The following is a 25,394-nucleotide window of genomic DNA, read 5'->3' as shown; positions in this document are numbered from 1 at the left end:
AGCTGTCGCAGTGCCACTAATAAATTGTCTATCGCAAGATGCGTGCCTAATGTTTAAGTCTATATAAAACAATGCATTACGATGATTTTGTGTGGTTGGGAGGAAGCGGGTTTTCCACCTGTTGGTTCCGCTCTTCCCCCGAATACTCTTGGGGTTTCCCAAATAGAAGAGGCGACCAAAATTAGGCAAAGATTTAACGCAATACCCGAGTAACCTGAGAGGCTTGGTTGAGTGAGAATAAGTTGGGTATCGAGAGGAGAAAACGAGGCTATGAGGCTGTACGCATAGTGAGCGGATTTCGGGGTTTACTGCTAAGTGTTTCAGATTTTTCTGACCCTAATAAGAGAACTGTTTTTGCTATCTTATGCCCCTGCAATTTTTGTGGTTGCTATACCCAAGTAACCTCGAGATGCTAGGTTCAGCGAGACTGACTTGGTTTGTAGACGCGGCGGCGATTTAAAGGTTTAGTGGGTCTAAATCAAGAATCGACAACAAAGTATACAAGCCAAGGCAGCTCGCCCTTTGGGAGCGTGTCATTGACCCGATTGCTGCGTCAAACAACTTGGAAAGAGCTGGCTATTACACTGCGTTGCTTTCCTTGCTCTCGAATCAATGACAACGCTCTGAATCCTGCATCTTGAAGTCACTTGGGTATAACGTCCGGCTATTCCTCAATTAGATCCCAAAAAGAACGACAGTAATGAATGATTTTGTTTTTAGACTTATGAAGTGTGCCCGTGCATACGAAGCCTTCATTGGAACCAAACTACGCAGTAAACAGAGTATTAATGCTGAGGAGTTGGCGAGTATTCGTATTGAAGCGGTTTCGCGATTCCCTGAGCTTAAATCTTATCATCCGACTCATGGCGCGGAATCTGCGGAGCTTGAGCTGTTTAATAAGGTGCTGATCAACACCATGCTCAAAGCTGGATTTCGTGTCCCTGCCAATCAAAATAATGGTGCAAGTAGTATCTACATTCGTCGTTAATAAATCTTTTCGTGGCGGTTTTTCATTTATACCCAAGTAACCTCGAGATGCTAGGTTCAGCGAGACTGACTTGGTTTGTAGACGCGGCGGCGATTTAAAGGTTTAGTCGGTCTAAATCAAGAATCGACAACAAAGTATACAAGCCAAGGTCCTTACTATTTACAAAGAGTGCCCTTTGGGAGCGTGTCCTTGACTCGCTTTTTTAGTCAAACAAATGGCCGCGTCAAACAACTTGGAAAGAGCTGGCTATTACACTGCGTTGTTTTCCTTGCTCTCGAATCAATGACAACGCTCTGAGTCCTGCATCTTGAAGTCACTTGGGTATAGGTATAAATCAACCCTATGTGAACGAAAAAAGCCTCCCGGATGAATGGGAGGCTTAGAGCTTTCAGACGAACTAAATGTTGTAACCTTTTAGTTAATAGAAGGGGACTATTAACGTAGTAGCGACATTGCCATACCAGGCAGTTGGTTCGTTTGAGAAAGAACCGTTGTACCAGCTTGCATAAGCATTTGGTTCTTAGTCATGCTTGAAGATTCTGCTGCGAAGTCTGCATCCATGATACGGCCTTTCGCTGCAGTAGTGTTCTCAACCATGTTACCAAGGTTAGTCATAGTGTGTTCTAGACGGTTGATGTTCGCACCGAAGTCTGCACGAGAAGAACCAATCTTTTCAACTAGACCAGCAGCGCCACTGATTTTATCAAGAGCTGCTTTCGCTTTAGTAGCATCACCAACACCGTCAGTGATTGCTGCGTCAGCTAGGATATCCGTGATTTCAGTAATACCAGCGCTTGCGTCTACAGATAGTGTTTCAGCTGAAGATGAACCGATTTGGAATGATACTGCGCCTGCACCGAAGCCGCCGCCTTTAAGAAGGTTTTGACCACCGAACTTAGTGTTGTCAACGATGTTGTTAAGTTCTTTAGTTAGCTCTTGGAATTCTTTATCAAGAGATGCGCGGTCAGTAGCACTGTTTGAACCGTTCAACGACTGTGTTGCTAGGTCGTTCATGCGGTACACGATGTTAGTCATTTCGTCCATCGCGCCTTCCGCAGTTTGCATCATTGAGATGCCGTCTTGTGCGTTACGCATTGCTACGTTCATGCCACGAGTTTGTGCTTCTAGTCGGTTAGCAATTTGCAGACCTGCAGCATCGTCAGCCGCTGAGTTAACACGGAAGCCTGTGCTCAAACGCTCCATTGCAGTGTTTAATAGACCATTTGTGTTGTTCAGCGTGTTTTGCGTAACAAGTGAAGCGTAGTTAGTGTGCATAGATAAAGCCATCGTAAGTCTCCTTGGTTTTCAATATCTTTTCAGGCCTCGGGAATTTCCCTGCTCACTAACAAGAGGCGGTTAATTGGTTTTAATGATTAATTAGAAAGTTAAATATTTTTTCCAAATGGCTCATTTTGATGGTTTTTGGTGATGCCCATTCCAGAAAATCGCTGATTTAGGCCCAGTAGACCGTTAAATCGCCATCGCATCTACAAACTAAGTCCTTCATGTTTACAAACCAAATCAACCTCGCTGAACCCATCGTCTCGACACGACTGGGTATAAAAAAGGGCGAACTCTAAATTTAGAATTCGCCCTTATTGTTCTACGGCATTCTTATTTTATTCGTCATCAAACGATTGAAAAGACAGTGACGTAGGAATATCGCTGAAGTATCCGAAATAGTAACTCGCGCCTAATAAACGGTAGCGGTTGAGTTCTACTTGGCTTGCGACACGCCCTGCTACCCATGGAAATTGATTGCGACGTAGGAAACGAGCAATAGGCAAAAACGCATGTTGATCTTCTTTGTTTTCTATCGTCACAGATAACTTAATCATGTCTGGCTCGAAATCCACAATATGCTCAAAGTGAATTTGATTTGTCGCGATCTCGAACCAGAGTGCGAAGGCGTTTTCTTTGAGCTGCTCAACCAAAGTACCAACGCGTTCGTGTAAGCAGAGCGCTTTATCTGCTTGCAGAGATGGCTCGACATGTTGAAATCCTGCATTGTGAAACTGAATCATTTGCTCAAGAAAGTGCGCGCCAGGCTGCCAAAGCAGCGCATCAACATGAATTGGCACGACCACGTTGCTGATCAAATCGGGATGAAACGCTTCCAACTGAAATTGAGTTTGGCGAAGCGCGAGATACAAGCTGTAAAGATCTAAGCAAAACAGCATTTGCTCAGAAAGTTCAAATTGATACACGCTCTGCTCACCACGTGACCCAAAACGTAATGTGAGGTGTTGGTATTCCACCTCTCCTGTTTTCGTCTCACGAATTGCCTGACATGCATGCTGAATGTCATTGTGTTTGAGTGCATCAAACACCAGTTTATCGTCTTCCGTGACAATGTGTTCCTCAGCAAGGCAACACAAATAGTCGTACATCGCTTTGTTTGAGATGAGATTATCCAAGGTTACCTACCACGTTGATTTGTTTGTTTTCTGGAATTTCATTGTAAGACAGTACTGCCAACCCTTGGGTAAAGGTGCGGGCATAACGTGCCAGCAATGGTCGCAGTTGAGGCATCACCAGTAAAATTGGTGGCAGACCTTGTTGCTTAAGTTGTTGACGAATCAAGGGTAAATTCTGTTGGAACTGCCCAAGAATGTTTGGTTCGATCGGGAAACTGTCTAGCATGACCGTGCCTGCTGCTTGTGCTTGTTGCAGTGATGTCATCAACATCTGTTCGAGTTCGTCAGACAAGGCGTATACGTTCAACTCGTTTTTCTGACCAGCAACTAAGTTGACCAAGGTGCGTTTGAGTGCGCAACGTACGTCTGCAGCAAGCAAAATTGGATCTTTGGTGTTTTCCGATGATTCCAACATGGTATTGGCGATGGTGCGAATGTCTTTTAGTGGCACTTGGTCAAGCAGAAGCTGACGATAAACCTTAAGTTGCTGGGCTGGTGTTAATGCTGCCGCTAACGCTTCAGCCAGTTTTGGCGCTTGTGCTGTAAGGCGTTGAGTCATGGCTTCTACGTCATCGTGCGTAAACAACTCTGCCAAATTGGTCTTCATGATCTTGCTGATGTGGGTGGCGATTACCGTACCATCGTCAACCACCTGATAACCCATATTCAGGGCTTTGGCTTTGTCTTGATGTTCAATCCAAACGGCTGGCAATTGGTAAGCGGGATCGCTTCCTAAAATACCATCAACTTCGCCATAGGTTTCACCAACAGCAATTGCCATTAAGCGTTCTGGTTCGATAAAGCCTTGTTCAATCACTTCACCATTTAGAGCGATGGTATATTGATTTGGCTTTAAGCTTAAGTTGTCGCGGATACGGACTTCAGGCAGTAAGAAACCCACTTGTTCAGAGAGGTTGCGACGCACACCACGAATACGCTGTGCCAAAGGTGCACCTTGTTCTCTGTTGACCAAATGCACTAAGCGGTAACCTAGGGCAAGGGACAAAGTGTGAACGTGTGGAATATCATCCCAAGTTAGCGTGGTCTCTTCTTCTTGCATTGCATGAGAAAGCGCTTCTACTTGGTCAATTTGTGGGTCTTGAACGGGCTTTTTACTTTGTCGCCATCCAGCAAATGCCAATACTGCAGCAAAGGTGAAAAATGCCAAATGAGGCATACCTGGTACGATACCAATCACCACCATAATGCCAGCAACGGTGAACAAGGTTGCTGGTGTTGCCAGTAGCTGCTTATGCATGGTTTCTGACATGCCATTGTCGCTATCGTTGATACGAGTAACGATAATGGCAGCGGCAGTAGCAAGTAATAGTGATGGGATTTGTGCAACGAGACCGTCACCAATGGTCAGTAGGGCATAAGTCTTGAAGGCTTCGGAAGCAGGTAATCCGTGCTCGAATACACCAATACTGATACCACCAATGATGTTGATGAATAGGATCAGCAAACCTGCGACAGCATCACCACGAACGAACTTAGATGCACCATCCATTGAGCCGTGGAAATCGGCTTCGTTCGCGACTTCCTTACGACGCAGACGTGCAGTCTCTTGGTCGATCAAACCAGCATTGAGGTCGGCATCGATCGCCATTTGTTTACCTGGTAAGGCATCCAAGGTAAAGCGAGCGGATACTTCAGAAATACGCTCACCACCTTTGGTGATCACGACGAAGTTAATGATCATCAAGATGATGAACACCACCATACCAACGACATAGTTACCACCGATAACCACTTCACCGAAGGCTTGGATAACTTTACCTGCCGCATCTCCACCGTTGTGACCTTCAAGCAATACGATACGCGTTGATGCTACGTTCAGTGTTAAGCGTAATAACGTCGCGACCAACAAAATGGTTGGAAAAACTGAAAAGTCGAGTGGTCGCTTTGCTGTAGTGCTGACCAGCAATACCAGAATCGCTAAAACGATGTTGAAGGTAAACAGCGCATCCAACAGTAATGGTGGTAGAGGCAAAATTACCATTGCCAAAACCATCAGCAAGACAATTGGAATTCCCATATAGCCTTTGGTGGAAGTTTGAAGTTGTTTTAACCGGTTAAACATACTCTCGTGTCCTTGGGTAAACGCGGGTTAATCAGTGTTGCAAATGCTTTGGAATTGAAAAATGAGGCAAAGGTGTTGGTTCTTTTCCTTCCCCTTTACGAAAGGCTTTCAATTGCAAAACGTAAGTTAGAATGTGAGCCACAGCGATATAGAGCTGGCTCGGAATGGCTTGCTCAATTGCGGTGGTGTGATAAATCGAACGAGTAAGAGGCGGCGAGTTGATGATCTCGACCTTGTTCTCGCGAGCAATACGTTGAATGTGCATTGCGGTCTCATCGACGCCTTTTGCGACCACAAATGGCGCATCAGAAAGTGATGGCTCATATTTCAATGCGACGGCGTAGTGAGTCGGGTTAGTGATCACTACGTCTGCAGTTGGCACCATTTTGTCGATTTTACGACGAGCAAACTGTTGTTGAATTTGTCGAATACGTTGTTTGACTTCAGGGCGACCTTCGTTGTTTTTGAACTCTTCTTTGAGCTCTTGTTTGGTCATTCGTAGTTCCTTGAGGTGTTCCCAACGTTGGTAAGGAATGTCAATAACCCCAAACAGTAATAGAGCAAACCCCATCAGCAGTAGACCTTCGAACAAAATCGACACGATCAGAGAAAAACCTTGGCTCAATGGCAAGTTTTGCATACCAAGTAGCGGCTGCAAATGGTTGTCCAAGTAGCCATAGAGGATGCCGAAGATAACCAAAACCTTGAAGGTCGATTTCAACAGCTCAACGACTGAGCGAGTCGAGAAAATGCGCTTAATACCTGAGATAGGGTTGAGCTTGCTTAGCTTTGGCATCACGTTGGCTGGTCGAAACATCCAGCCACCTAGCACCATGCTACTGCCGCAGGTCACAATGATGATCACCGTGAAAAGCGGTAACAGCATCTCAATAATGACAGCCAAACTTTGACCTAGGTGCTCAACCAACTGTTTTGGATTTTCTAAGTCTGCTTTAGTCAAGGTCATGTTGTAGCGGAATACGCCCGAGACGCTTTCCCAAATGCCATTCAGTTGAGAATAAAAGAACAGCGCCACCGCTAAAAATATCACAGCAGTCGTGAACTCTTTTGCGCGAGGAATCTGCCCTTCCTGGCGGGCTTTTTTTACCTTCTGGGGGGAGGCTTTCTCGGTTTTGTCTTGTGACGACTGATCGCTCATGAGCCCCCCAACATAAAGTTGTTCAGAAAACGAATCGTGTCATGCACCAATGCGGTGTAGCGGCTTGGCACGCCAGATACTGAAATCAAAACACTGAATAGACCTAATAACATGGTCATCGGGAAGCCGAGTGCATACACGTTAAGTGACGGGGCTGCTCGGTTCATCACACCAAAGCTGATGTTTGCAAGCAGCATGGACACGATAGCCGGTAGCGCTAAAGCAAGTGAAGAGGCAAACATCCACCCAAATATGTTGATAATGCCTTGAAGAGATAGAGCGGTAATACCTGAGCCGACCGGCCAAACGACAAAGCTCTGAATGACAATGTCGATAACCAACAAATGTCCTTCAAGTGCAAGGAACAGCAAAGTAGAAAAAATCAGAAAAATACGTCCAAGAATGGCGACCGAAAGTCCGTTCACTGGGTCATTCATCATCGCCATACCTAAACCCATCTGCAGAGAGATGACTTGACCAAGCATGGTAAAGACATTGAATAGCATATGCAGAATCAACCCAAACATCACGCCCCAGATTGCTTGCTCGAAAGCAAGAAACAGAGACGTCATAGAGAAGAGTTCGACTTCTGGCATGGGTGGCATCAGTGGAGCGGTGATCACCACAATAGAAAGGGCGAGCAAGCTGCGCACCCAAACAGGAATAAGCGCATCTCCGAAAAAAGGCATGGAGATAAACACCGCGCCCACACGGAAAAATGGCCACCAAAGTTGACCAAGAATCATGGACAATTCCGCGAACGAGATCGTCATTAGCCGATCATCCCCGGAATGTTGTGGAATAGGTAATCGAACAGCTCCATGATTTTTCGCAGCATCCAGTGACCTGCGAAAATCACCATAAGGAGTGTGACTAATAGACGCGGTAAGAAACTTAGTGTCTGTTCGTTAATCTGTGTTGCGGCTTGAAATACCGCAATACACAAACCAACAATCAAACCAGGTACAACAAGCACTGCCACCATCAAGATGATAAGCCATACTGCGTCAGAGAATAGAGTGACGGTTAATTCTGGTGTCATGATGTTCTCCCATCACCCAAAGCTGGCAGACAAGGTACCAACCGTCATTGCCCAACCATCAACAAGAACAAAAATGACCAGTTTAAAGGGTAGGGAGATGATCAGAGGTGACAACATCATCATACCCATTGCCATTAAGACACTAGCGACCACCAGATCGATGATCAAAAATGGAATAAATAACATGAAGCCAATTTGGAAAGCCGTTTTGAGTTCACTGATCACAAATGCTGGCAGTACAACAGCGAAAGAAATGTCTTCAACATTTTGATCTATTGGCTCATTCGCAATACGTAACATCTGCTCTAATGAGCTTTGGTGCGTCTGCGCTAACATAAAGCTTCTGACTGGCTTTTCAGCCACAGAAAACGCCTGAACCAAAGTAATTTCACCGTTGTCATAGGGCTTAAACGCATTGTCGTAAATGTCAGTCCAAACGGGACGCATAATTAGAATCGTCAGCGTCAAAGCAATACCCACCAACACTCGGTTTGGTGGGCTTTGTTGTAAACCTAAAGCCTGACGCAAAATTGCCAATACGACGATAATACGCGTAAAGCTGGTTGCCATGAGGATAAACGCTGGCAAGAAGCTGAGTGCTGTCATGAGCAACAGAATCTGAAGCTTCACACTGTACTCTTGTTGTGTGTCGCCGTCGGAAACCGATAGGATCGTTAAGCCGTTGTCCGCCGCCATGGTTGGCAGTGCAAACAGTAATAAACCGAACACCACCATCGTCAGCAAAGATCGTCGACGCTGACAAACACTCAGAACATTCATTGCGCAATCCATCCGAACTTATCGACCTACACCGCTAAGTGCGGAGTCGTGTACATCAATAAGGCGAAGTCCATATTTATCGTTAACAACGACGACTTCTGCTTGTCCCATTAGCGACCCGTTAACTTTAACGTCTAGAGGCTCACCGTTGAGTTTATCAAGCTCAATGACGGTACCTTCACCAGCTTTCATCAAGTCACCTAACGGTATCTCTTTGCTCGCGACTTCAAGTGTTACGGTCACTGGAATGCTCTTGAAGAAACTCAAATCGCGCTCGGCAACAGGTTCAGCTTTAAAAGTTGGCTCAGTTTCAAAATCTTCCAACTGAAAATCATCAAAATTTAATTCATCGGCGTCGAATGCTGTGTTCTCTTGCGCTTCGCTCATCGCTGCGATTCCTTATCTGGGTTAAAAATCAAAACAAGCTGACCGTCTTGCTCGGCAACACGACCAGTGAAAAGGGTTTGGGGACCAATGCTGATAGGCACGGTATTTAGAAGCTCTATTGGCAAAATATCGTTAGGCTGTAGCCCCACAACGTCACTGAGCGCCATGGTTTTTTTGCTTAGCACGACGTTGAGACGAACGGGGGTGGATTCTAAAGAACGACAAAACGGCTGATACAGATCGGCATCGCTGTGCATTTCCAGCTGCTCAATCAGAGTTTGAATCATCGCACTGTCTAGCTTGAGGTGGATGGTGCCCTGATAGTCTTCAAACGCGATGGAAAGTTCGGCGTGTAAGCCAATTCCGCGTGGCGTTTCATACTCACAAAGTTGCCACATTTCTTGAGGAGCGAGCCAATTGGTGATGATTCGGCTAATCCGTTCTTGTAATCGTAAATCACTAGCGGTTAATGAGGTTGAACTGCGCTCTGTCGTTGCGCCGTAAAAACGGTCTGCTAACTTAATCAGAGTTTGCGAATCACCATGAACATACACCATGCCCTCATCTTGATGTTGGTAAGTGGACGTTTGGTCCTTATCCAACAGCGTTGGCGAGAACCGATGCAGCTCGACAGAAACTAAGCTCGCTTCGACTTTGTTTGAGCTGAGCCAATTTTGCAATTCATTTGTGAGGCTGGAACAGGATTCTGAAATCAAAATTTCGAGCTTTTCACGAATGATATGAATAGGTTTGCCTAATAATTCTACATCTAACAAATTGATGTCGGAAATAGGCTCGTTAACTTTGTTTTCCATCTATATTTTACCGTGCGTTAACAATCTAAACTGCTTCAACTTAATGGCGGCCAGTCTATACATAAAATTTAATGATCCTTTAGTGTCAACTTTGATTATTGTGACTTTAGTTCACATGTTGATTTGTAGGTAACTATATGCACTTTTAATGAAATTTAAAAAGAGTTAGGTTGTGGCTTATAAAATAGTTAATAAAAAATATAACAAGCGGAAGCTAAGATGGTGTTAATTCAACTATTTAGGGTTGAAAGATAATAAAATCATCTAACCTCATGCAATACAAACCATTTTTTGTTGGTCAAATTAAGTTTAAGTAAGAATGAACCCTGCTTTCGTGGGCGTTTGTTGACCAATTTTAATATTTCAGAATAGGGTCTTAATATGATTACCTATGCCAAATTTCCTAATTTGATGGCATATTTAATTAACCATTCTATGTCAGGGCTTTGTAAGATATACCTAGGCAGAAATGGCTTAATAATATTTTCAAGCTTATTTTCTATTGCACTATTAACCTTGTCTAATTCTTCAGTTGCTGGAGAAAAGATCACCATACCCATGGATCTTTCTAATTGGACATATAAAGGAAATAAGTTTGAGTGCAACTTGATGCATTCAAATATTCCACAGGGGAAGTTTTATTTCCTAGCGGAACCAAATAGCCAAATTTCGTTTATTGCAGATGTTCGAAATAACAACAATAAATGGAATAGCGCGGTGCTAAGTAGTGAGAATGCTCCATGGTCTAATGAGCTTTATACGAAAGATGGGGCGTTGGTTGAGTATAAATTGGCGACGAATCGGTTTAAGTTTAACCATGGTGCAGATGCATTACTGGAGCAAGTTGCTTCAGGTCGTTGGGTGACATTGTCACTTGGCGGAAGTAATCCTTCCGCTATTAGCGCTGTAACGTTACCAACTATCCGAATGCAGAGTGCATTGGAGTCCTTCAACCAGTGCCGCGCTCGTTTGCCTAAGCTTTCGTTTTCCCAAGCACGCGATATCAATCTGCCATTTAATTTTGGTCAAAAGCAATTAAGTGTTAAGCAATCAGACACATTGGCCGCCTTATACAGTTATGTGTCTGTCGATGAGCGCGTCACTAAGATTTTGATCGATGGTTACACCGATAATGTAGGCTCTCAGCTTGCAAATTTAAGCGTATCACGTCAACGAGCCCAGCAAGTCGCAGATGCCCTTGTTGCGCTAGGTGCTGAGCGCAGCATGATTGAAATTCGTGCCCATGGTGCTCGCTACCCTATCGCCAGTAATAACACGTCAGCCGGACAAGCCAAAAATCGCCGAGTCACATTAAGACTGGTTCGAGACAATGAACGTGTGATTGCGAAAAATCGCCCAGAAGTAAAACAACCCCAACAAGAGAAGGTAAAGGTTCAATGATGACGAAAACAGATATTTTGTTGGTTGAGCCAAATGAAAACCTTGCTCAACCAGTGTTGGGTGTACTTGAGAATGCAGGATATTCGACAAAACACAGCCGCACTGGTCGTAGCGCACTTTTGCAAGAGCGTGCTTGTATCACTCTGGTGAGTTCTAACTTGCCTGATATGTGTGTGCGTGAGTTTGTGGCATGTCATCAGAAGCAGCGCAATGCTGGTGTCGTGATCGCTATTGTCGATCAAGAACAGGGCATCTTAGCTGCGGAAACAATGAAGTCAGGCGCGACAGACTACCTACTTCGTCCGTTCGAAACCAACCAATTACTGAATTTACTTAAGCGCGTAGAAGCTTTAGGTAAGCCATTGGCAAACATTGTGGCGGAATCATGGCGTAGCAAACAGGTGCTTCAATTAGCTCATCGCGCAGCGTGCACTAATGCAAGCGTTCTTATTACTGGTGAATCGGGTACGGGTAAAGAAGTGCTTGCTCGCTATGTGCATGAGCAATCTCCAAGAGCGGATGGACCTTTTGTTGCGGTCAACTGCGCGGCTATTCCAGAATCTATGTTGGAAGCGGTGTTGTTTGGTCATGTAAAAGGCGCGTTCACCGGAGCAACAAACTCACAGAGCGGCAAATTCGAAGAAGCCAATGGCGGCACCATTTTGTTGGATGAAATCGGTGAGATGTCGCCAGCAGTGCAAGCGAAACTACTACGCGTACTTCAAGAGCGTGAGGTGGAAAGAGTTGGCAGTCACAAAGCAATTCAACTGGATATCCGAGTGATCGCGGCGACCAACAAAGACTTGCGTGAAGAAGTGCAAAAAGCCACGTTCCGTGAAGACCTTTACTATCGTTTGGATGTGCTGCCATTGCATTGGCCGCCGCTGCGTGAGCGCAAAGAAGACATCTTACCGATCAGCCAATTTTTCATCGAAAAATACCAAGATGGCAGTCGTTGTCATCTGTCCCAAGATGCGATTTCAGCACTGAGCCAATATCACTGGCCAGGCAATATTCGTGAACTCGAAAACGTTATTCAACGCGCTTTAGTCATGCGTCACGGTGATTACATTACCGCCCATGACTTGATGTTGCCGATTGAATTGTTAACACCAGTCCAGTCTGTTGAGCCTGTTTCAAGCTTTGGACATGTCGAAGCGAAGAAGCAAGCTGAGTTTCAATTTGTTCTAGATAAATTACGTCAGTTTGGTGGAAACCGAACCAAAACCGCAAACGCATTGGGTGTCTCTACCCGTGCGTTACGTTACAAGCTCGCGGCAATGCGCGAGCACGGTATTGATCTACAGTCGGCGCTTGGCTCGGCTGCCTAAAAGGGGAAAACAAAGATGGCAAGTCAACCAACCAATGCGGTTTCAGCAGAGCAGCTAATGCTGTCAAAAATGGAGGTGATGCGAACACAAGCTCAACCTCCGGAATTTGTGGTAAGTGCAAACCCACTTGATCAGAAAACCTTGAATACTCCAATTTCTTTTTCACAAGCGATGACGAACGTGCTCGATACGGTCAATCAACATCAGTCAGTCGCAAGCCAGAAAATGACGGCTGTAGAAACTGGGGCAAGTGATGATTTGGTCGGGGCAATGATTGCAAGCCAAAAGGCGAGTCTCTCATTCAATGCTTTGATGCAAGTGCGCAACAAAGTCGTGATGTCATTTGAAGATATTATGAAGATGCCGGTGTAATACATGTCAGAACTATCCACTCAAGTCGCCGGTACTTCTGCAATGCATACTGGCACCACTCAGTCATTCTCTTCAAGCAATGGAATGGATGACGTTACAAACAAAATCAAGCAATTGTGGTCAAGCAGCCAACGCAACCTGGTGTTGTCTGCTGTATTGGCTGCTATTGTTGCCGCGCTCATTGTGGTCGCGCTTTGGAGTTCTTCTCAGAGCTTCCGTCCTCTATATAGCCAGCAAGAACGCTTTGATATTGGCGAGATTGTGTCGGTATTAGAAACGGAAGGCATCAGCTACCGTATGCAAGAGCAAAATGGACAAGTGCTGGTTCCTGAAGGTGAGGTTGCACGTATCCGTATGCTTTTGGCTTCAAAGGGGGTAAAAGCGAAGCTGCCAACGGGTCTTGATTCATTAAAAGAAGACAGTTCTCTTGGTACCAGTCAGTTCATGGAAACTGCACGCTACCGTCATGGTTTAGAAGGTGAGTTAGTACGTACTATCATGTCTCTAAACTCGGTTGCAAACGCACGTGTGCACCTTGCTATTCCTCGTCAAACCCTGTTTGTACGTCAAAATACGGAAAACCCGTCGGCTTCGGTCATGCTAGAGCTTAAACCGGGTGAAGACCTTAAGCCTGAGCAAGTTGAAGCGATCATTAACTTGGTGGTTGGCAGTGTGACGGCAATGAAGCCGGAGTTTGTCTCTGTCGTTGACCAATACGGTCGCCTATTGAGTGCAGACGTTGCTTCTGCTGAAGCTGGCAAAGTGAACGCCAAATACCTTGAATATCAAAAAAACGTTGAGAAACAAATCATTCAACGTGCCGCTGACATGCTGACCCCAATCGTGGGACCAAGTAACTTCCGTGTTCAAGTCGCGGCAGATATGGATTTCAGCCAAGTTGAAGAAACGCAAGAAATCTTAGACAACGCTCCAGTGGTCCGTAATGAGCATACGATTCAAAATAACTCAATCGACCAAATCGCTCTTGGTATCCCTGGTTCATTGAGCAACCAACCGCCAGTCACCGGTGAAACGCCAACGAATGACAGCCAGAACTCAAACGCGCGTTCGGAGATCAACCGTCAATACGCAGTGGGTAGCAGTGTTCGTCGTACTCAATACCAACAAGGTCAGATAGACAAATTAAGTGTTTCAGTCTTGCTGAACTCACAAGCGGCGCCGGATGGTGTGGCTTGGAGCGAAGCCGATAAAACGCAAATTTCGACCATGATCATGGACGCAGTTGGTATCTCAAACGCTCGTGGTGATAGCTTGAGCCTTATGAGCTTCAACTTCACTCCAATCGAGATTGACGCGCCGCCAGCAATGCCTTGGTGGCAAGACCCGACGGTACAGCAGCCTTTGCGTTACGTGATTGGCGGAATGTTGGGTTTGGCGATGATCTTCTTTGTTCTTCGTCCGCTTATCATGCATCTCACAGGTGCAGACAAACCTGCTCCTGAGCTGGAGTTTGCTGAGCCGCAAATCGAACCGGATTACGACAACCTACAAACTCGTGAAGAGCGTGAGCGTGAAGAAGTGCTTAATCGCAAACTATCAGAGAAAGGGATTGCCGTTTCGTCTGGATTGGATGTTAACAGTGACATGTTACCGCCAGCAGGCTCTCCACTTGAGATTCAATTGAAACACCTACAGCTTATTGCCAACGAAGAGCCAGAGCGTGTAGCCGAAATTCTGAAACAATGGGTAAACATCAATGAACACAGCGCCGTTGACGTCAAAACAGACGCTTAGTTATGTAGAACAAACCGCCCTTGTGCTACTGGGGATGGGAGAGGACGCGGCTGCAAAAGTGCTGCAAAACTTTACTCGTGATGAAACCCAGCGTGTGACTCGCGCAATGGCGAAGTTGAATGGCATCAAAAGTGATTCTGCTCGTGGTGTCATCCAAAACTTTTTTGAAGATTTCCGAGAGCACAGCGGCATTCGTGGCGCGTCGAAAGAATACTTGTCCAATACGCTACGTAAAGCGTTAGGTAACGATTTGGCAAAGGGGTTGCTCAACAACCTGTATGGCGATGAAATTCGCAATAACATGCAGCGTTTACAGTGGGTAGAGGCGGAAACGTTGGCACGATTTATCGTCAACGAGCACCCACAGATGCAGGCTATTTTCTTAGCTTATCTGCCCGCGGACAGTTCTTCAGCCGTATTGAAGCACCTGCCGCAGGATTACCATGATGAGATCTTGTTCCGCATTGCTCAGTTGCAAGATATCGATCACCAAGTTGCGAACGATTTGCACGAGCTTGTAGAGCGTTGCATTGACAAGGTTTCTGCTAGTCAAACCACGCCTTTGTCTGGTGTGAAGCAAGCGGCAGACATCATTAACCGATTTGAAGGTGATCGCGCGTCCTTGATGGAAATGCTCAAACTGCACGACGAGGATGTTGTGAATGAAATCGAAGAGAACATGTTCGACTTCATGGTGCTGGGTCGTCAGCGCGAAGAAACCATGGATGCACTGGTTCAACAGATCCCATTGGAATTGTGGGCTGTGGCATTGAAAGGCTCCGAGATTACTATGCAGCAGGCAATCAAACGTTCTATGCCTCAACGTATGGTTAAAGCGCTAGAAGACGATATGGAACTGCGCGGCGCCGTGGTATTGAGCCGAGTGCAGCGTGCACGTCAGGACATTATGCAGCTAGTTCGTGAGCTCGATGAGTCGGGCGAAATTCAACTGCTACTTTACGAAGAGCCAACGGTGGAGTAACGCAATGGCAGACAAAGCACCAAATACCATGCGTTTACCCCCAAGTGGTTACCGTTTACATCGCTTTCCACCTTTGGCACAGCCAGTAAATATTGAAGATGACTTCGCGCTGGAAAATCAAGGTTGGCAAGATACTCAAGCTGATATTCAGCAACAGCTTGAGGCTGGCTTTCAACAGGGTTTACAGCAAGGTCATGATGAAGGTCTACGTCAAGGCATTGAGCAGGGTAAACAACAAGGCTTGCTCGATGGACAAAAAGAAGGCTTTCAAAAAGGGTTTATTTCTGGAGAGCAATCTGGAAAGCAAGGTTTTATGGAAGCGGCGAAACCAGTGAATGAGTTGTTCCATGCTCTGTCTCGTTGGCAGAACGAAAAGGAACAGCAACAACGTCACATGATTTGCGAGCTAGTACAAAAGGTGGCGCAGCAGGTTATTCGTGCTGAGCTGACCTTAATGCCACAGCAAATCTTAGCCTTGGTTGATGAAACGCTATCGGCAATGCCGGGCAAAGCGGAGAGTGTGATTGTGCATTTGAATCCGCAGGATTTAGAGCGTATTAATCAGATCAATGCAGATTTGCCATCAGCTTGGAAGTTGGTTGCAAATGCCGAGTTGCCTGTGGGCGGTTGTCAGCTTGTCACCGAAGATGCCGAAGCTGATGCGAGCTGCGATTCACGCTTGGAAGCTTGTATGGACAACGTAAAGCAGCACTTGCTTGATGAAGTGTCGATTCCGCAGGTTGAAACCGAAGATGAATAGCACCTTAAGCCATGAAGTATTAAGTGAGCGTTTGAGCGATGCATTAGCGTCGCTCGATTCAATTCCCGTTGCGAGAGTGACAGGGCGATTGATCAAAGTAAATGGTTTGATGCTTCAAGCCGTTGGCTGTCGTTTCAAACTGGAACAACGTTGCCTAGTTGAAACCGCAGAAGGGGATATGATCGAAGCGCAAGTGGTTGGCTTTGATCATACCGTCGCCTACTTAATGCCTATTCGCCGTTTAGGTGGCTTATTTGCTGGTGCCAAAGTCATTCCACTGGATGGAGACAGCACGGTACAGCTTAGTTCGCAATGGTTAGGGCGGGTGGTCAACGGATTAGGTGAACCGTTCGATGACGGTGCGCCACTTAAAGGGGGAGATCGTGTTTCACTTGAACCTAAACCGATCAACCCACTTAAACGTCGCCCGGTCGATACGCCTCTTAATGTTGGCGTTCGTGCTATCAATGGTTTATTGACCGTGGGTAAAGGGCAGCGCATTGGCTTGATGGCTGGCAGTGGTGTCGGTAAAAGTGTCTTGATGGGAATGATCACGCAGAACACAGAGGCAGATGTGATTGTCGTGGGTTTGATTGGCGAACGTGGTCGAGAAGTCCGCGAGTTTATTGAACGAAACCTAACACCAGAAGCCCGTCAGAAAGCGGTGATTATCGCCGCACCCGCGGATGAATCGCCACTGATGCGATTGCGCGCTACATTACTTTGTCACCGAGTTGCTGAGTACTTTCGTGACCAAGGTAAAGACGTATTGCTGCTGATGGATTCTTTGACGCGTTATGCGATGGCGCAGCGAGAAATTGCCTTGTCTTTAGGTGAGCCGCCAGCATCACGAGGTTATCCGCCTTCGGTATTCAGCGTTTTGCCTCAGCTTTTAGAACGAGCGGGTAACAGCGAAAACCCGCATGGCAGTCTGACCGCAATCTATACCGTGCTTGCCGAAGGTGATGACCAACAAGACCCTGTGGTTGATTCTGCTCGTGCAATTTTGGATGGGCACGTGGTGTTGTCTCGTCAATTGGCTGAGCAAGGGCATTACCCAGCGATTGATATCAATGCTTCTATTAGCCGTTGTATGAACGCTTGTACTCACGAAGCGCACAGCACGATTGCTAATAACTTCCGTCAGCTTTACTCCAACTATCTGCAAGTTAAAGAGTTATTACCACTGGGTGGCTATCAACCAGGGCAAGATCCTGAGTTGGATCAGTCGGTTTCTATGTATCCGCAATTGCGTGCTTATCTACAGCAGTCTGCAAATGAAGCCGTAGACTACCCAACCAGTTTGACGGCGTTGGCGCAGATGTTCCAGAGTGAGACGCAATAAGGTTACAGCATGGAGTCCAAACTAAAAGCTGTTGGTAAGCTGCAACAAATGGAAGAAAAGCAGCGTGATAGAGTGGGGCAGCAGCTCGATGTGATGCGGCAGCGTCACTCTCATCTTGCGATGCAGCTAGAGCAGCTTTCTGAACTCAAAAACCATGCGGGTCAATCCGCCCTTGCAACACCTGTGCTTAATAGCGCGACGCTGATGAACTTAAATCGCGTTGATCACATGCTACAAAAAATGCTTCACCACCACGAACACGAACAAGCCGTGATGCAAGCAGAATGCGCTTCGGTACAAAAACACCTTGAATACAAACATGCCCGAGTGCAGGGGCTAGAGAAAGTGTTGGAACGTTGGCGCAGTAAACAAAATTATGAGAAAGCCAAGAAAGAGCAGAAATTGATTGAAGACATCATCAATTCCCGCCTAAAACGCAAACCGCTATAAAGTTGCGAACTCTGGCGCTGGTAACTGTTCTTTCTTGTCTTGGTGGTCAAAGAGGTTCGCTAGGTAACGACTCAGCGGCATAGGCTTTGCGACGCCATAACCTTGTGCAAAGTTGATCCCCAAACTGCGTAATATCTCGCTATGTTCTGCGGTTTCTACGAACTCTGCGACGGTTTCTAAGTGCATTTCTTTCGCAACCGTCGCAATGGAACTGACGATCAATCGGTCGGTTTCACTCTTAGTGATTTCACGTACAAATGCCCCTTCAATCTTCAGAATATCTAATGGCAGGCGGCGCAAATACGCAAAGCTAGCGTAACCAGTACCGAAATCATCAATTGCGACTTTACAGCCGAGTTTGCGTAACAAGCTTAAGGTTTCAATCGCTTGTTGTTCATTGATGAGTGCTGAAGATTCGGTAATCTCAAAGCAAATCTTTTCCAACGGTACATTAAAGCTTTTGGCACTCTCTATAATGCGAGAGGCTAGGTTTTCTGCACTTAGGGTTTTCGCGGTAAGATTGATCGCGCAATGCCCAATGTCATCCCAGTTTTTTACCTTGTCCCCAAGCATTCGAAACGTGTTGATGATCACCCAGTGATCAAGTTTTATCTCTAATCCGAATTGGTTGATCAGAGGAAAAAATGCCGCAGGTGAGAGCACTTTTCCGTTTTGTTCTTTTAGGCGTAACAACACTTCAAAACTGTGCTTAGTTTCTTCGACACCTGAGAGCTTCATATATGGTTGGCAGAACAGTTCAAACTGCTCGCGCTTAAACACCTGTTGGATATGGTTGAGTTTATCGACGCGGTCCATTTCGAACGATTGCGCGTTAATCCAATGAATACTGCGATCGCTTTGAGGTGGTTGATCACACAAAATCGACACCACCTTTTCAATGTCTTGCCCGTGATGAACGACGGTACAAAATATCGTTGGCGAAACAAGAGCAACAGAGGTGCCACGCCAATAGAATTGAAAGCTCTCTAGATACTCCACGACTTCTTGCAACTCTTCCTCTGCGAGGTCTGAGTAATGAGTAAAACTCAACAACCCTGTAGAGAAAGGTGGGCGGTAGCAGCGATTGATACTGTCGTTGCGAGAATAAAGAAACTCACTCAGTTGCATGATTAATTGCGATTTACCCTCATGACCGAGGTCTGTGAGCATAGAAAGCGTTGGCGTCAGATCAAGATAGAGCAACAGGGAATGGCGTTGACGACTGATGTCTTCTTTTAACTGGGCGATGTTGGACAAGCCTGAATACGGGTCAATCCGCTCTGAACGAATCTGTCTTTGTGTCATCTCGAACAGCTTCACCGAATAGCCACCGAGTAAATATGCCAAGGTAGTGAGCACGGTAATGATGATCAGCAAACCATAGAACTGTTTGTCACCAATTAAGCCCGCGTTGTAGTGGCTGATACTGTCATTAATGATCAATAAAATGAACGGCGCGCCAACAAACAGTGGGCGAATGAGTCCGTGCTTAGCTAAACCAATCACGACAAGAAGTACGGCAAAGAAGCTCAGCGAGTTGAGCATGAAAGAAGATGAAGAAAGTACCGCAGTAATAAAAATGGTAATACAGCTTACTAGCCATGTTATGTAGCCGCGACAGCGGGAGTTTGAAACTCTTAAACGCTTGTCTAAGGCAAGATACGATTGTGTGTCGGTATCGGTGAGTAAGCTCACCATGACGTACAAAATAGGTGTCACCAACAACTGAGTTAAGTAATTCCCTAGTGTGGCATAGAACAAAAAGTCCGGACTTAGAAATTGGCCATCAACAAAGGTGTTGACCAACATCATCTTGATCGTATTAGCGAACGGAAATAAGCACCCAATGACGACAAAGAATAAAGTGATCCTTTGCTCTGCGGGTTGATAGAGGGCACGGTTGTTGAGGTAATGAAACAAGCTAGAAAATGCGAAAGGCAACAATGGAACAGTGAAAGCGTAAAGCAACGCATGTTCGAGTGTTCTTCCGGTCCAAAAATAATAAGCGAATAACCCGAGTATTACTGCAGGCAATGCGCGCCATTGATAACGAAGAAAACTCACTATCATGACGGAGCTGACGGCAGAAATTAGCTGAAAGGAATCTTGCTCAATAACAAACATCTGCGACAGCGCAAAACCAGCAAACACGGACAATATGACGCCAAGAGTCAAAAACAGCATCGCTGAAATACGGCGACTCGATGCAGCATTATTCATGGACTTGATCTGAAAGTAGTTGGGTAGCCGATAATAACAGGATTATCGGCTTAAGATGTACTGGAAAATGATAAGTTTTAGAGTTTTTATTCTAAAAATTGTAAGTAAGGTTTAAGGCACGTGCTACAAGGGCTGACGGCGTCTGACCCAAGCGAATAAACTGCCAAGAGTGACCAGCCCGAAACCAAGTGAACCGCCACTGCTTTCACCACTGTTATTATTGCCAAAATCATTGCTGGTGGTGTCTTCCGGATCGAACCCTGAATCCCCTTCGCTATGGTAATCCTCGCTTGCAGCCAGAGCGGCGTTGTAGACCGTTTTTACTCCGGAACTGGTTTGCGCCTCGACCCAAGAAGTGTAATTGAGTACTTCTGTAAATACGCTAGGAATAGCGGGAGACTCGCAAACCGAAGATCCGTAGCTCACTATGCCGATCTGTTGATAATCCCCGTTGGTGTCTTGATAGGTCAAAGGACCACCAGAGTCTCCTGCACATATCCCAGTGTAAGTTCGGTTAGGGAAGCCATTAGCGCACAAGCTTTCTTGTGAGTTAAAGCCTGAAACAAGTGAGGCACACTGTAAATCTGTTAAGGGGTGGATTTCTGCCCAGCGTAGATAGTTAGGGCCTGATGTGTCGTTCGTTGAGGTTTGTCCAAGCCCAAAGATTTGATATACCGTCTGCTCACTGTAGTCGCCAAAGTCCTGTGGTAGTGTGATGGATTGGACGTTGTCGGTAATTGGACGCGTGAGCTCCAAGACAGCAATATCGTTAATCCAAAGGTCATCTGGATCGTAGTTTGGATGAATGGTGATAGCTCGCACGTCTTTAAATTCTTCCACAAACACATCGTTCATGGTTGGGTTTTTTACCAACACGCGAAGATCGTTGATTGTCCATCCGCCAGTGAAGACACTCGGTTCGACACAGTGTGCTGCGGTCATGATGTACCTGTCATTAACGATGGTACCACCGCAAATGTTGGCAAACTGACTGGAACCCGTACGGTGTAAAATGACGCGTGCAAAGAAAGGGAGTTGGTTGGCTGTAGCTTGTTGTCCGCCAATAATAAAAGGTTTCACGTCAGGTGAACTGACTTCACCCATCGTTTCGGCTGAGCTAGAAAGTGGGGCAATGAGAACAACGCCACTCATAAAGAAATGATACAACCTCATAAAGCCATCCTTGGATTTCAAAAGCACTCTTTTTACTTTATACCAATTCCGGCATTAATCTATTCACTCGTGATGCAAATAAATCCACGTTATACCCAAGTAACCTCGAGATGCTAGGTTCAGCGAGAATGACTTGGTTTGTAGACGCGGCGGCGATTTAAAGATCTAGTCATTCTAAATCAAGAATCGGCAACAAAGTATACAAGCCAAGGCCCTTACTATTTGCAAAGAGTGCCCTTTGGGAGCGTGTCTTTGACTCGCTTTTTTAGTCAAACAAATGGCTGCGTCAAACAACTTGGAAAGAGCTAGCTATTACCAAGTTGTTTTCCTTACTCTCGAATCAATGACAACGCTCTGAATCCTGCATCTTGAAGTCACTTGGGTATAAAGTCGATTATCTCAATTTAATATTCAGTCGATTGCACATTTGTACTGGCGAAACTTTAGGTTCAATACAATTCGTGTGATCGCTGCTCCAGCACACGGGCATGTTGGCGTATCAGCTAAACTCTTGTCTTAGCCAAGACCTCAGTAAATGAAAGGCTTCCTGTTTGAGTTTGTGTGGTGGGCAAACAAAGTAAAACTGCTGGTATGGGTTGACCACAGGCTCGCCCAATTCCACCAATTGCCCGTATTTGATGTCATCTTTGACAAATAGACGATGGGTTACCAATAACCCCAAACGTCTTGTCGTTGCTTGCACCGCTTGAATGGACATATTGAAGGTCATTGGCTTTTTATTGGTAGGTCGCAGTAATCTTGTCTCTTCTTCCCAAACTTGCCAGTCATGCTTTCGGCGATCGTTAGTGACTTCAATGATGGGGTAAGTTGATAGCAGTTGCTGAATGTCTCGGTTATCAGGCTGCTCTAATAATTCGGGACTGCACACCAACACTAACTCATCCTCACTCAGCTTTTCACAATAGTAATCTTGCCACTCTTGAGGACTGCCATGCACGACCGCAGCGTCAATCCCCTCTTGCTCTAAGCTAAACAATCCCACCAAATTAGACAGACGAACATCCAACTGAGGGGCGTAATCTTGCAAGCTCGACATGCGAGGGATCCACCAATGCAAAGCAAGTGAGTTAACCATATTGAGCGTAATACGCTTGGAGTTTTGATCGTGAATCAAAGCTTCAGTGGCATCGACGATTTGCTCCAACGCAGGCGCCACTTTGCGATAATACTTTTTACCATCATTGTTGAGTCTGACTTGGCGACCAATGCGATCAAACAAAGGTTTATTGACCTGACCTTCTAACGATTTGATGGCTTGGCTCACCGCAGAGTGGCTCACAGAGAGTAGGTGGGCGGCTTCTGTCATGCTGCCTGTCTCCGCTACAGCGACAAATGCGTAGATGGATTTTAGTGGGACTAATTTGCGCATACTGCTTCGGCTCTCTCTATGAACTGGATTTAATTTAAGTTGTAAGTTTTACTTACATTAGCGTTTAAAAATACTCGCTATTTATCACTAACGCCTTTTCCTAAAATACTCCGTGAATTAAGGAGTATCCAATGAAAGAAGAAAATAAACCCGTCATCTTTATGTTGATGTCGACATTAAGCTTATCTGTTACAGGGCTGTTAGCAAAGCAGCTCAGTGATGATTTATCCGTGACCATGTTCAGTTTTTTACGCTTCTTTACTCCAGCTCTCATTTTATTGGTCATGCTGCGCTTCAAGAATCTGGCTTTACCTACTGTAGGTACTATTAAACCAATTGTTCTGCGTGCTCTTTTCATCGCAATGTGTCAGTTGTGTTTCATTGCTTCTTTGCAAACGCTCACCTTGGTTGAAGGGGTTGTACTGTTCGCAACTGGACCACTGTTTATGCCCATCGTCGAGAAGCTGTTTATGCGTGGTCAGATTCGAATGTCGACTATCGTAGCGCTCGTTATGGCGTTTTCAGGTGTGATTTTATTGGCGGGTGCAGATGGCGAGTTTACATGGCGTATCGATTTGCTCTTGGGGTTAGCTGGTGGGCTGTTTAACTCGGGTTCTCAATTGACGCTCTACAAAGCAAGTAAGAGTGGTCTATCACCACTAGAAATCAATTTTTGGACCTTCGGCACAGCGGCACTGCTTATCTTGCCACTCGTGTTCGTGAATGATGCGAGTATGTTGGTTAATTCCCTATCGATAAGCACTTTTGAAACGCCCAATACTGCACTCGTATTTTTGATGTCGTTACTCATTATTAATACGCAAGTATTCCGTTCCAAAGCGTACCAGCTTGCAAGCAGTGGTTCGCAGCTTGCACCGCTGATATTCACCAATCTGTTGTTTACCGCAGTATGGCAATGGACCTTCTTTGACGACCAAATGAGTCATAGCCAAGTTGCAGGAGTGAGTTTGATTGTGTTAGCGACGGTATTGAATACCTGTTGGGTTAGGTTCTCGGCACGCCGCGTACATGTACTGCGAGCTAAAACACCTTAAGGGGAGGTTTAGCCTAGCAAGCTGTGACAAATGAAGTGTAAACGTCAGTGCCTGTTTGATTTTTAATCAGAATGAGCTAGCGTCAAGAAAGGTGCAGGGAGAGAAAACATGCTGACTTTAAACTATCACGTCGAGATTGCCGCGACACCTCAGCGCGTATGGAGCGTGCTGACCGATGTCGAACTATACAAACGATGGGCACAAGCCTTTTCGCCTCAGTCTCAATTTGATGGCGCATGGGAAGAAGGTTGTGACATGACCTTTTTTGACCCAGACATGGGCGGAACGAGAGCGATAATTGACACGGTACAGCCGCTACAAAAACTGGAGTTTCATCATGTTGCCATTTTTAACCCAGATAATCGGCAGCAATTGGATGGAGACTTAGCGTCAAAGTGGATCGGATCGCGAGAGATCTATCAGATCGATACTTTGGAGGATCGCTTATTGCTGAGTATAACCATACACACTCACAGTGATTTTGTGTCGATGTTCAACCACGGCTGGGAGAAGGCTCTGCCTTTGATCAAAACCATCAGCGAAGAATAGGGTGAGGTTGCAAGCTAAGATTGGGCTGACGACAGGTGACTTGTGGGTATACAATAGCCGCCAATTTGCGCACCAAGAGAGTTGATGATGGAATTTAAGGTTGATACCCACACGCATACGTACGCCAGTGGTCACGCATACAGTACGTTGATTGAAAACGCGAAATCGGCAAAAGAGAACGGACTTGATATGTTCTGTACGACCGATCACGCTGAATCAATGCCGGGTGCGCCTCATTACTGGTTTTTCTCTAACCAGAAAATTCTGCCTCGTTTTCTTGAGGGGGTTGCGATCATTCGTGGCGTTGAATCTAACATTATGAACACTCAAGGTGACATCGACATTCCCGACAGCGTTGATCGAAATTTGGATTGGGTGATTGCCAGTTTTCATGAGCCAGTATTCCGCCCTGCAGATAGTGCCACGCACACGGAAGCGTTGTTGAATATCATCAAAAATGGTCGTGTTGATGCGTTGGGTCACTTAGGTAACCCGAACTTTGACTTTGATTTTGAAGCTGTGCTGAAGTGCGCTAAAGAGCACAATGTAGCGATTGAAATTAACAACACCACTCTGAAGGGCAATAGCCGCGTCGGTAGTGTAGACCGCTGCCATGAGATTGCACAAATCGGCAAAGAATTGGGTGTATTTTTCACTACCGGCAGCGATGCACACTTCTGCCATGATGTGGGTAATCTGAGCTTAGTCGGCGAGTTAATGGACAGAGTGGGTATCGACAGCAGCAAAGTTATTACTCACTCAGCACAACAATTCTTAGCCTTCTTAGAGTTGCGCGGTCGTAAGCCAATCGCAGAGTATGACGAGATTCGCAACGCATAAACTTGATTACACTTTTGGTTATGCAAGTGTTAAGGGATTGCTTTACACTGCTCGCATTAAAAAGCCGACTCAGAATTCGGCATTCAATGGAGAAGTGAAG

At 45.8% G+C, this 25,394-nt stretch carries 24 protein-coding genes; 12 read left to right on the top strand and 12 right to left on the bottom strand.

Annotated elements, in window-relative coordinates; translation table 11 throughout:
• Positions 1 to 700: 700 nt before the first annotated feature.
• Positions 701 to 988 (top strand): hypothetical protein, encoded by a 288-nt coding sequence (locus tag OH459_RS18485; protein WP_005448676.1) that lies wholly within the window; start codon positions 701 to 703, stop codon positions 986 to 988.
• A gap of 435 nt (positions 989 to 1,423) precedes the next feature.
• Here the strand turns inward: OH459_RS18485 and lafA are convergent, their stop codons facing one another.
• From lafA to OH459_RS18440, 9 genes are all read right to left on the bottom strand, one after another.
• Positions 1,424 to 2,275, bottom strand: coding sequence for a lateral flagellin LafA (gene lafA, locus OH459_RS18480; RefSeq protein ID WP_009696363.1), 852 nt, complete (start codon positions 2,273 to 2,275; stop codon positions 1,424 to 1,426).
• 332 nt (positions 2,276 to 2,607) lie between these two features.
• The gene (locus OH459_RS18475) at positions 2,608 to 3,378 is read right to left on the bottom strand and encodes a diguanylate phosphodiesterase (protein ID WP_443088661.1); all 771 of its coding nucleotides are present in this window, start codon (positions 3,376 to 3,378) and stop codon (positions 2,608 to 2,610) included.
• Positions 3,379 to 3,397: 19 nt separating this feature from the next.
• Positions 3,398 to 5,488 (bottom strand): flagellar biosynthesis protein FlhA, encoded by a 2,091-nt coding sequence (flhA, locus tag OH459_RS18470; protein WP_005448679.1) that lies wholly within the window; start codon positions 5,486 to 5,488, stop codon positions 3,398 to 3,400.
• A gap of 31 nt (positions 5,489 to 5,519) precedes the next feature.
• Positions 5,520 to 6,647, bottom strand: a complete 1,128-nt coding sequence (gene flhB, locus OH459_RS18465) for a flagellar biosynthesis protein FlhB (RefSeq protein ID WP_269988001.1) — start codon at positions 6,645 to 6,647, stop codon at positions 5,520 to 5,522.
• Complete coding sequence (gene fliR, locus OH459_RS18460; protein ID WP_005448682.1) at positions 6,644 to 7,420, bottom strand: flagellar biosynthetic protein FliR; 777 nt, start codon at positions 7,418 to 7,420, stop codon at positions 6,644 to 6,646. The genes flhB and fliR overlap by 4 nt, the downstream gene beginning before the upstream one ends.
• Positions 7,420 to 7,689 carry a flagellar biosynthesis protein FliQ gene (fliQ, locus tag OH459_RS18455; protein ID WP_005448684.1) on the bottom strand — a complete coding sequence of 90 codons (270 nt, stop codon included), beginning with the start codon at positions 7,687 to 7,689 and terminating at the stop codon, positions 7,420 to 7,422. The genes fliR and fliQ overlap by 1 nt, the downstream gene beginning before the upstream one ends.
• 12 nt (positions 7,690 to 7,701) lie before the next feature.
• Positions 7,702 to 8,469: a flagellar type III secretion system pore protein FliP gene (fliP, locus tag OH459_RS18450; RefSeq protein ID WP_005448685.1), complete on the bottom strand. Its 768-nt coding sequence runs from the start codon at positions 8,467 to 8,469 to the stop codon at positions 7,702 to 7,704.
• A gap of 18 nt (positions 8,470 to 8,487) precedes the next feature.
• On the bottom strand, positions 8,488 to 8,856 hold the full coding sequence (fliN, locus tag OH459_RS18445) for a flagellar motor switch protein FliN (protein WP_005448686.1): 369 nt from the start codon (positions 8,854 to 8,856) through the stop codon (positions 8,488 to 8,490).
• Positions 8,853 to 9,671 carry a FliM/FliN family flagellar motor switch protein gene (locus tag OH459_RS18440; RefSeq protein WP_017817315.1) on the bottom strand — a complete coding sequence of 273 codons (819 nt, stop codon included), beginning with the start codon at positions 9,669 to 9,671 and terminating at the stop codon, positions 8,853 to 8,855. Before OH459_RS18440 ends, fliN begins: the two co-directional genes overlap by 4 nt.
• 381 nt (positions 9,672 to 10,052) lie before the next feature.
• Between OH459_RS18440 and OH459_RS18435 the strand changes: the two genes are divergently transcribed.
• From OH459_RS18435 to fliJ, 8 genes are read left to right on the top strand one after another with little or no spacing between them, the layout of a single operon-like run.
• A complete protein-coding gene (locus OH459_RS18435) occupies positions 10,053 to 11,072 on the top strand; it encodes a MotY family protein (RefSeq protein ID WP_053053441.1) in 1,020 nt (339 codons plus the stop codon).
• Positions 11,072 to 12,403 carry a sigma-54-dependent transcriptional regulator gene (locus OH459_RS18430; protein WP_009696357.1) on the top strand — a complete coding sequence of 444 codons (1,332 nt, stop codon included), beginning with the start codon at positions 11,072 to 11,074 and terminating at the stop codon, positions 12,401 to 12,403. The genes OH459_RS18435 and OH459_RS18430 overlap by 1 nt, the downstream gene beginning before the upstream one ends.
• A gap of 15 nt (positions 12,404 to 12,418) precedes the next feature.
• Positions 12,419 to 12,775, top strand: coding sequence for a flagellar hook-basal body complex protein FliE (gene fliE, locus OH459_RS18425; RefSeq protein WP_005448690.1), 357 nt, complete (start codon positions 12,419 to 12,421; stop codon positions 12,773 to 12,775).
• 3 nt (positions 12,776 to 12,778) lie between these two features.
• A complete protein-coding gene (gene fliF, locus OH459_RS18420) occupies positions 12,779 to 14,530 on the top strand; it encodes a flagellar basal-body MS-ring/collar protein FliF (protein ID WP_005448691.1) in 1,752 nt (583 codons plus the stop codon).
• Complete coding sequence (locus OH459_RS18415; protein WP_005448694.1) at positions 14,493 to 15,512, top strand: flagellar motor switch protein FliG; 1,020 nt, start codon at positions 14,493 to 14,495, stop codon at positions 15,510 to 15,512. The genes fliF and OH459_RS18415 overlap by 38 nt, the downstream gene beginning before the upstream one ends.
• Before the next feature lie 4 nt (positions 15,513 to 15,516).
• The gene (gene fliH / locus OH459_RS18410; RefSeq protein WP_005448696.1) at positions 15,517 to 16,272 is read left to right on the top strand and encodes a flagellar assembly protein FliH; all 756 of its coding nucleotides are present in this window, start codon (positions 15,517 to 15,519) and stop codon (positions 16,270 to 16,272) included.
• Positions 16,265 to 17,617, top strand: a complete 1,353-nt coding sequence (fliI, locus tag OH459_RS18405; RefSeq protein ID WP_017188603.1) for a flagellar protein export ATPase FliI — start codon at positions 16,265 to 16,267, stop codon at positions 17,615 to 17,617. Before fliH ends, fliI begins: the two co-directional genes overlap by 8 nt.
• Before the next feature lie 9 nt (positions 17,618 to 17,626).
• A complete protein-coding gene (fliJ, locus tag OH459_RS18400; RefSeq protein WP_005448699.1) occupies positions 17,627 to 18,067 on the top strand; it encodes a flagellar export protein FliJ in 441 nt (146 codons plus the stop codon).
• Here the strand turns inward: fliJ and OH459_RS18395 are convergent.
• The 3 genes from OH459_RS18395 to OH459_RS18385 all read right to left on the bottom strand — a co-directional run bounded on the left by OH459_RS18395 (position 18,062) and on the right by OH459_RS18385 (position 22,850).
• Entirely contained in the window at positions 18,062 to 20,287 is a 2,226-nt protein-coding gene (locus OH459_RS18395; RefSeq protein WP_269987993.1) for an EAL domain-containing protein, read from the bottom strand. The two genes, fliJ and OH459_RS18395, sit on opposite strands and share 6 nt — an antisense overlap.
• Before the next feature lie 123 nt (positions 20,288 to 20,410).
• Positions 20,411 to 21,439, bottom strand: a complete 1,029-nt coding sequence (locus OH459_RS18390) for a S1 family peptidase (RefSeq protein ID WP_422453825.1) — start codon at positions 21,437 to 21,439, stop codon at positions 20,411 to 20,413.
• Between the two features lie 520 nt (positions 21,440 to 21,959).
• Positions 21,960 to 22,850, bottom strand: a complete 891-nt coding sequence (locus OH459_RS18385) for a LysR substrate-binding domain-containing protein (protein WP_101905580.1) — start codon at positions 22,848 to 22,850, stop codon at positions 21,960 to 21,962.
• A gap of 131 nt (positions 22,851 to 22,981) precedes the next feature.
• Here OH459_RS18385 and OH459_RS18380 point away from each other — a divergent pair, with 131 nt between their 5' ends.
• The 3 genes from OH459_RS18380 (at position 22,982) to OH459_RS18370 (ending at position 25,294) form a co-directional block, all read left to right on the top strand.
• Positions 22,982 to 23,905: a DMT family transporter gene (locus OH459_RS18380; protein WP_269987990.1), complete on the top strand. Its 924-nt coding sequence runs from the start codon at positions 22,982 to 22,984 to the stop codon at positions 23,903 to 23,905.
• Positions 23,906 to 24,013: 108 nt separating this feature from the next.
• Positions 24,014 to 24,454 carry an SRPBCC family protein gene (locus OH459_RS18375; protein ID WP_005448715.1) on the top strand — a complete coding sequence of 147 codons (441 nt, stop codon included), beginning with the start codon at positions 24,014 to 24,016 and terminating at the stop codon, positions 24,452 to 24,454.
• Between the two features lie 87 nt (positions 24,455 to 24,541).
• A complete protein-coding gene (locus tag OH459_RS18370) occupies positions 24,542 to 25,294 on the top strand; it encodes a phosphatase (protein WP_026138185.1) in 753 nt (250 codons plus the stop codon).
• Positions 25,295 to 25,394 lie beyond the last annotated feature (100 nt).

The sequence above is a fragment of the Vibrio sp. MM46 genome, assembly GCF_027587135.1.
GTDB lineage: Bacteria > Pseudomonadota > Gammaproteobacteria > Enterobacterales > Vibrionaceae > Vibrio > Vibrio harveyi.
This window is presented reverse-complemented; position numbering and strand designations above follow the sequence as displayed.

What these genes read in the sequence shown, in the direction of transcription:
- OH459_RS18390 (WP_422453825.1), bottom strand. Translation starts at nt 21,439, where the DNA reads ATGAGTGGCGTTGTTCTCATTGCCCCACTTTCTAGCTCAGCCGAAACG.
- OH459_RS18485 (WP_005448676.1), top strand. Translation starts at nt 701, where the DNA reads ATGAATGATTTTGTTTTTAGACTTATGAAGTGTGCCCGTGCATACGAA.
- OH459_RS18370 (WP_026138185.1), top strand. Translation starts at nt 24,542, where the DNA reads ATGGAATTTAAGGTTGATACCCACACGCATACGTACGCCAGTGGTCAC.
- OH459_RS18430 (WP_009696357.1), top strand. Translation starts at nt 11,072, where the DNA reads ATGACGAAAACAGATATTTTGTTGGTTGAGCCAAATGAAAACCTTGCT.
- fliQ (WP_005448684.1), bottom strand. Translation starts at nt 7,689, where the DNA reads ATGACACCAGAATTAACCGTCACTCTATTCTCTGACGCAGTATGGCTT.
- OH459_RS18375 (WP_005448715.1), top strand. Translation starts at nt 24,014, where the DNA reads ATGCTGACTTTAAACTATCACGTCGAGATTGCCGCGACACCTCAGCGC.
- fliN (WP_005448686.1), bottom strand. Translation starts at nt 8,856, where the DNA reads ATGAGCGAAGCGCAAGAGAACACAGCATTCGACGCCGATGAATTAAAT.
- flhB (WP_269988001.1), bottom strand. Translation starts at nt 6,647, where the DNA reads ATGAGCGATCAGTCGTCACAAGACAAAACCGAGAAAGCCTCCCCCCAG.
- flhA (WP_005448679.1), bottom strand. Translation starts at nt 5,488, where the DNA reads ATGTTTAACCGGTTAAAACAACTTCAAACTTCCACCAAAGGCTATATG.
- fliE (WP_005448690.1), top strand. Translation starts at nt 12,419, where the DNA reads ATGGCAAGTCAACCAACCAATGCGGTTTCAGCAGAGCAGCTAATGCTG.
- fliH (WP_005448696.1), top strand. Translation starts at nt 15,517, where the DNA reads ATGGCAGACAAAGCACCAAATACCATGCGTTTACCCCCAAGTGGTTAC.
- OH459_RS18415 (WP_005448694.1), top strand. Translation starts at nt 14,493, where the DNA reads ATGAACACAGCGCCGTTGACGTCAAAACAGACGCTTAGTTATGTAGAA.
- OH459_RS18385 (WP_101905580.1), bottom strand. Translation starts at nt 22,850, where the DNA reads ATGCGCAAATTAGTCCCACTAAAATCCATCTACGCATTTGTCGCTGTA.
- OH459_RS18380 (WP_269987990.1), top strand. Translation starts at nt 22,982, where the DNA reads ATGAAAGAAGAAAATAAACCCGTCATCTTTATGTTGATGTCGACATTA.
- OH459_RS18435 (WP_053053441.1), top strand. Translation starts at nt 10,053, where the DNA reads ATGATTACCTATGCCAAATTTCCTAATTTGATGGCATATTTAATTAAC.
- fliR (WP_005448682.1), bottom strand. Translation starts at nt 7,420, where the DNA reads ATGACGATCTCGTTCGCGGAATTGTCCATGATTCTTGGTCAACTTTGG.
- fliF (WP_005448691.1), top strand. Translation starts at nt 12,779, where the DNA reads ATGTCAGAACTATCCACTCAAGTCGCCGGTACTTCTGCAATGCATACT.
- OH459_RS18475 (WP_443088661.1), bottom strand. Translation starts at nt 3,378, where the DNA reads ATGTACGACTATTTGTGTTGCCTTGCTGAGGAACACATTGTCACGGAA.
- lafA (WP_009696363.1), bottom strand. Translation starts at nt 2,275, where the DNA reads ATGGCTTTATCTATGCACACTAACTACGCTTCACTTGTTACGCAAAAC.
- fliP (WP_005448685.1), bottom strand. Translation starts at nt 8,469, where the DNA reads ATGAATGTTCTGAGTGTTTGTCAGCGTCGACGATCTTTGCTGACGATG.
- OH459_RS18440 (WP_017817315.1), bottom strand. Translation starts at nt 9,671, where the DNA reads ATGGAAAACAAAGTTAACGAGCCTATTTCCGACATCAATTTGTTAGAT.
- OH459_RS18395 (WP_269987993.1), bottom strand. Translation starts at nt 20,287, where the DNA reads ATGAATAATGCTGCATCGAGTCGCCGTATTTCAGCGATGCTGTTTTTG.
- fliJ (WP_005448699.1), top strand. Translation starts at nt 17,627, where the DNA reads ATGGAGTCCAAACTAAAAGCTGTTGGTAAGCTGCAACAAATGGAAGAA.
- fliI (WP_017188603.1), top strand. Translation starts at nt 16,265, where the DNA reads ATGAATAGCACCTTAAGCCATGAAGTATTAAGTGAGCGTTTGAGCGAT.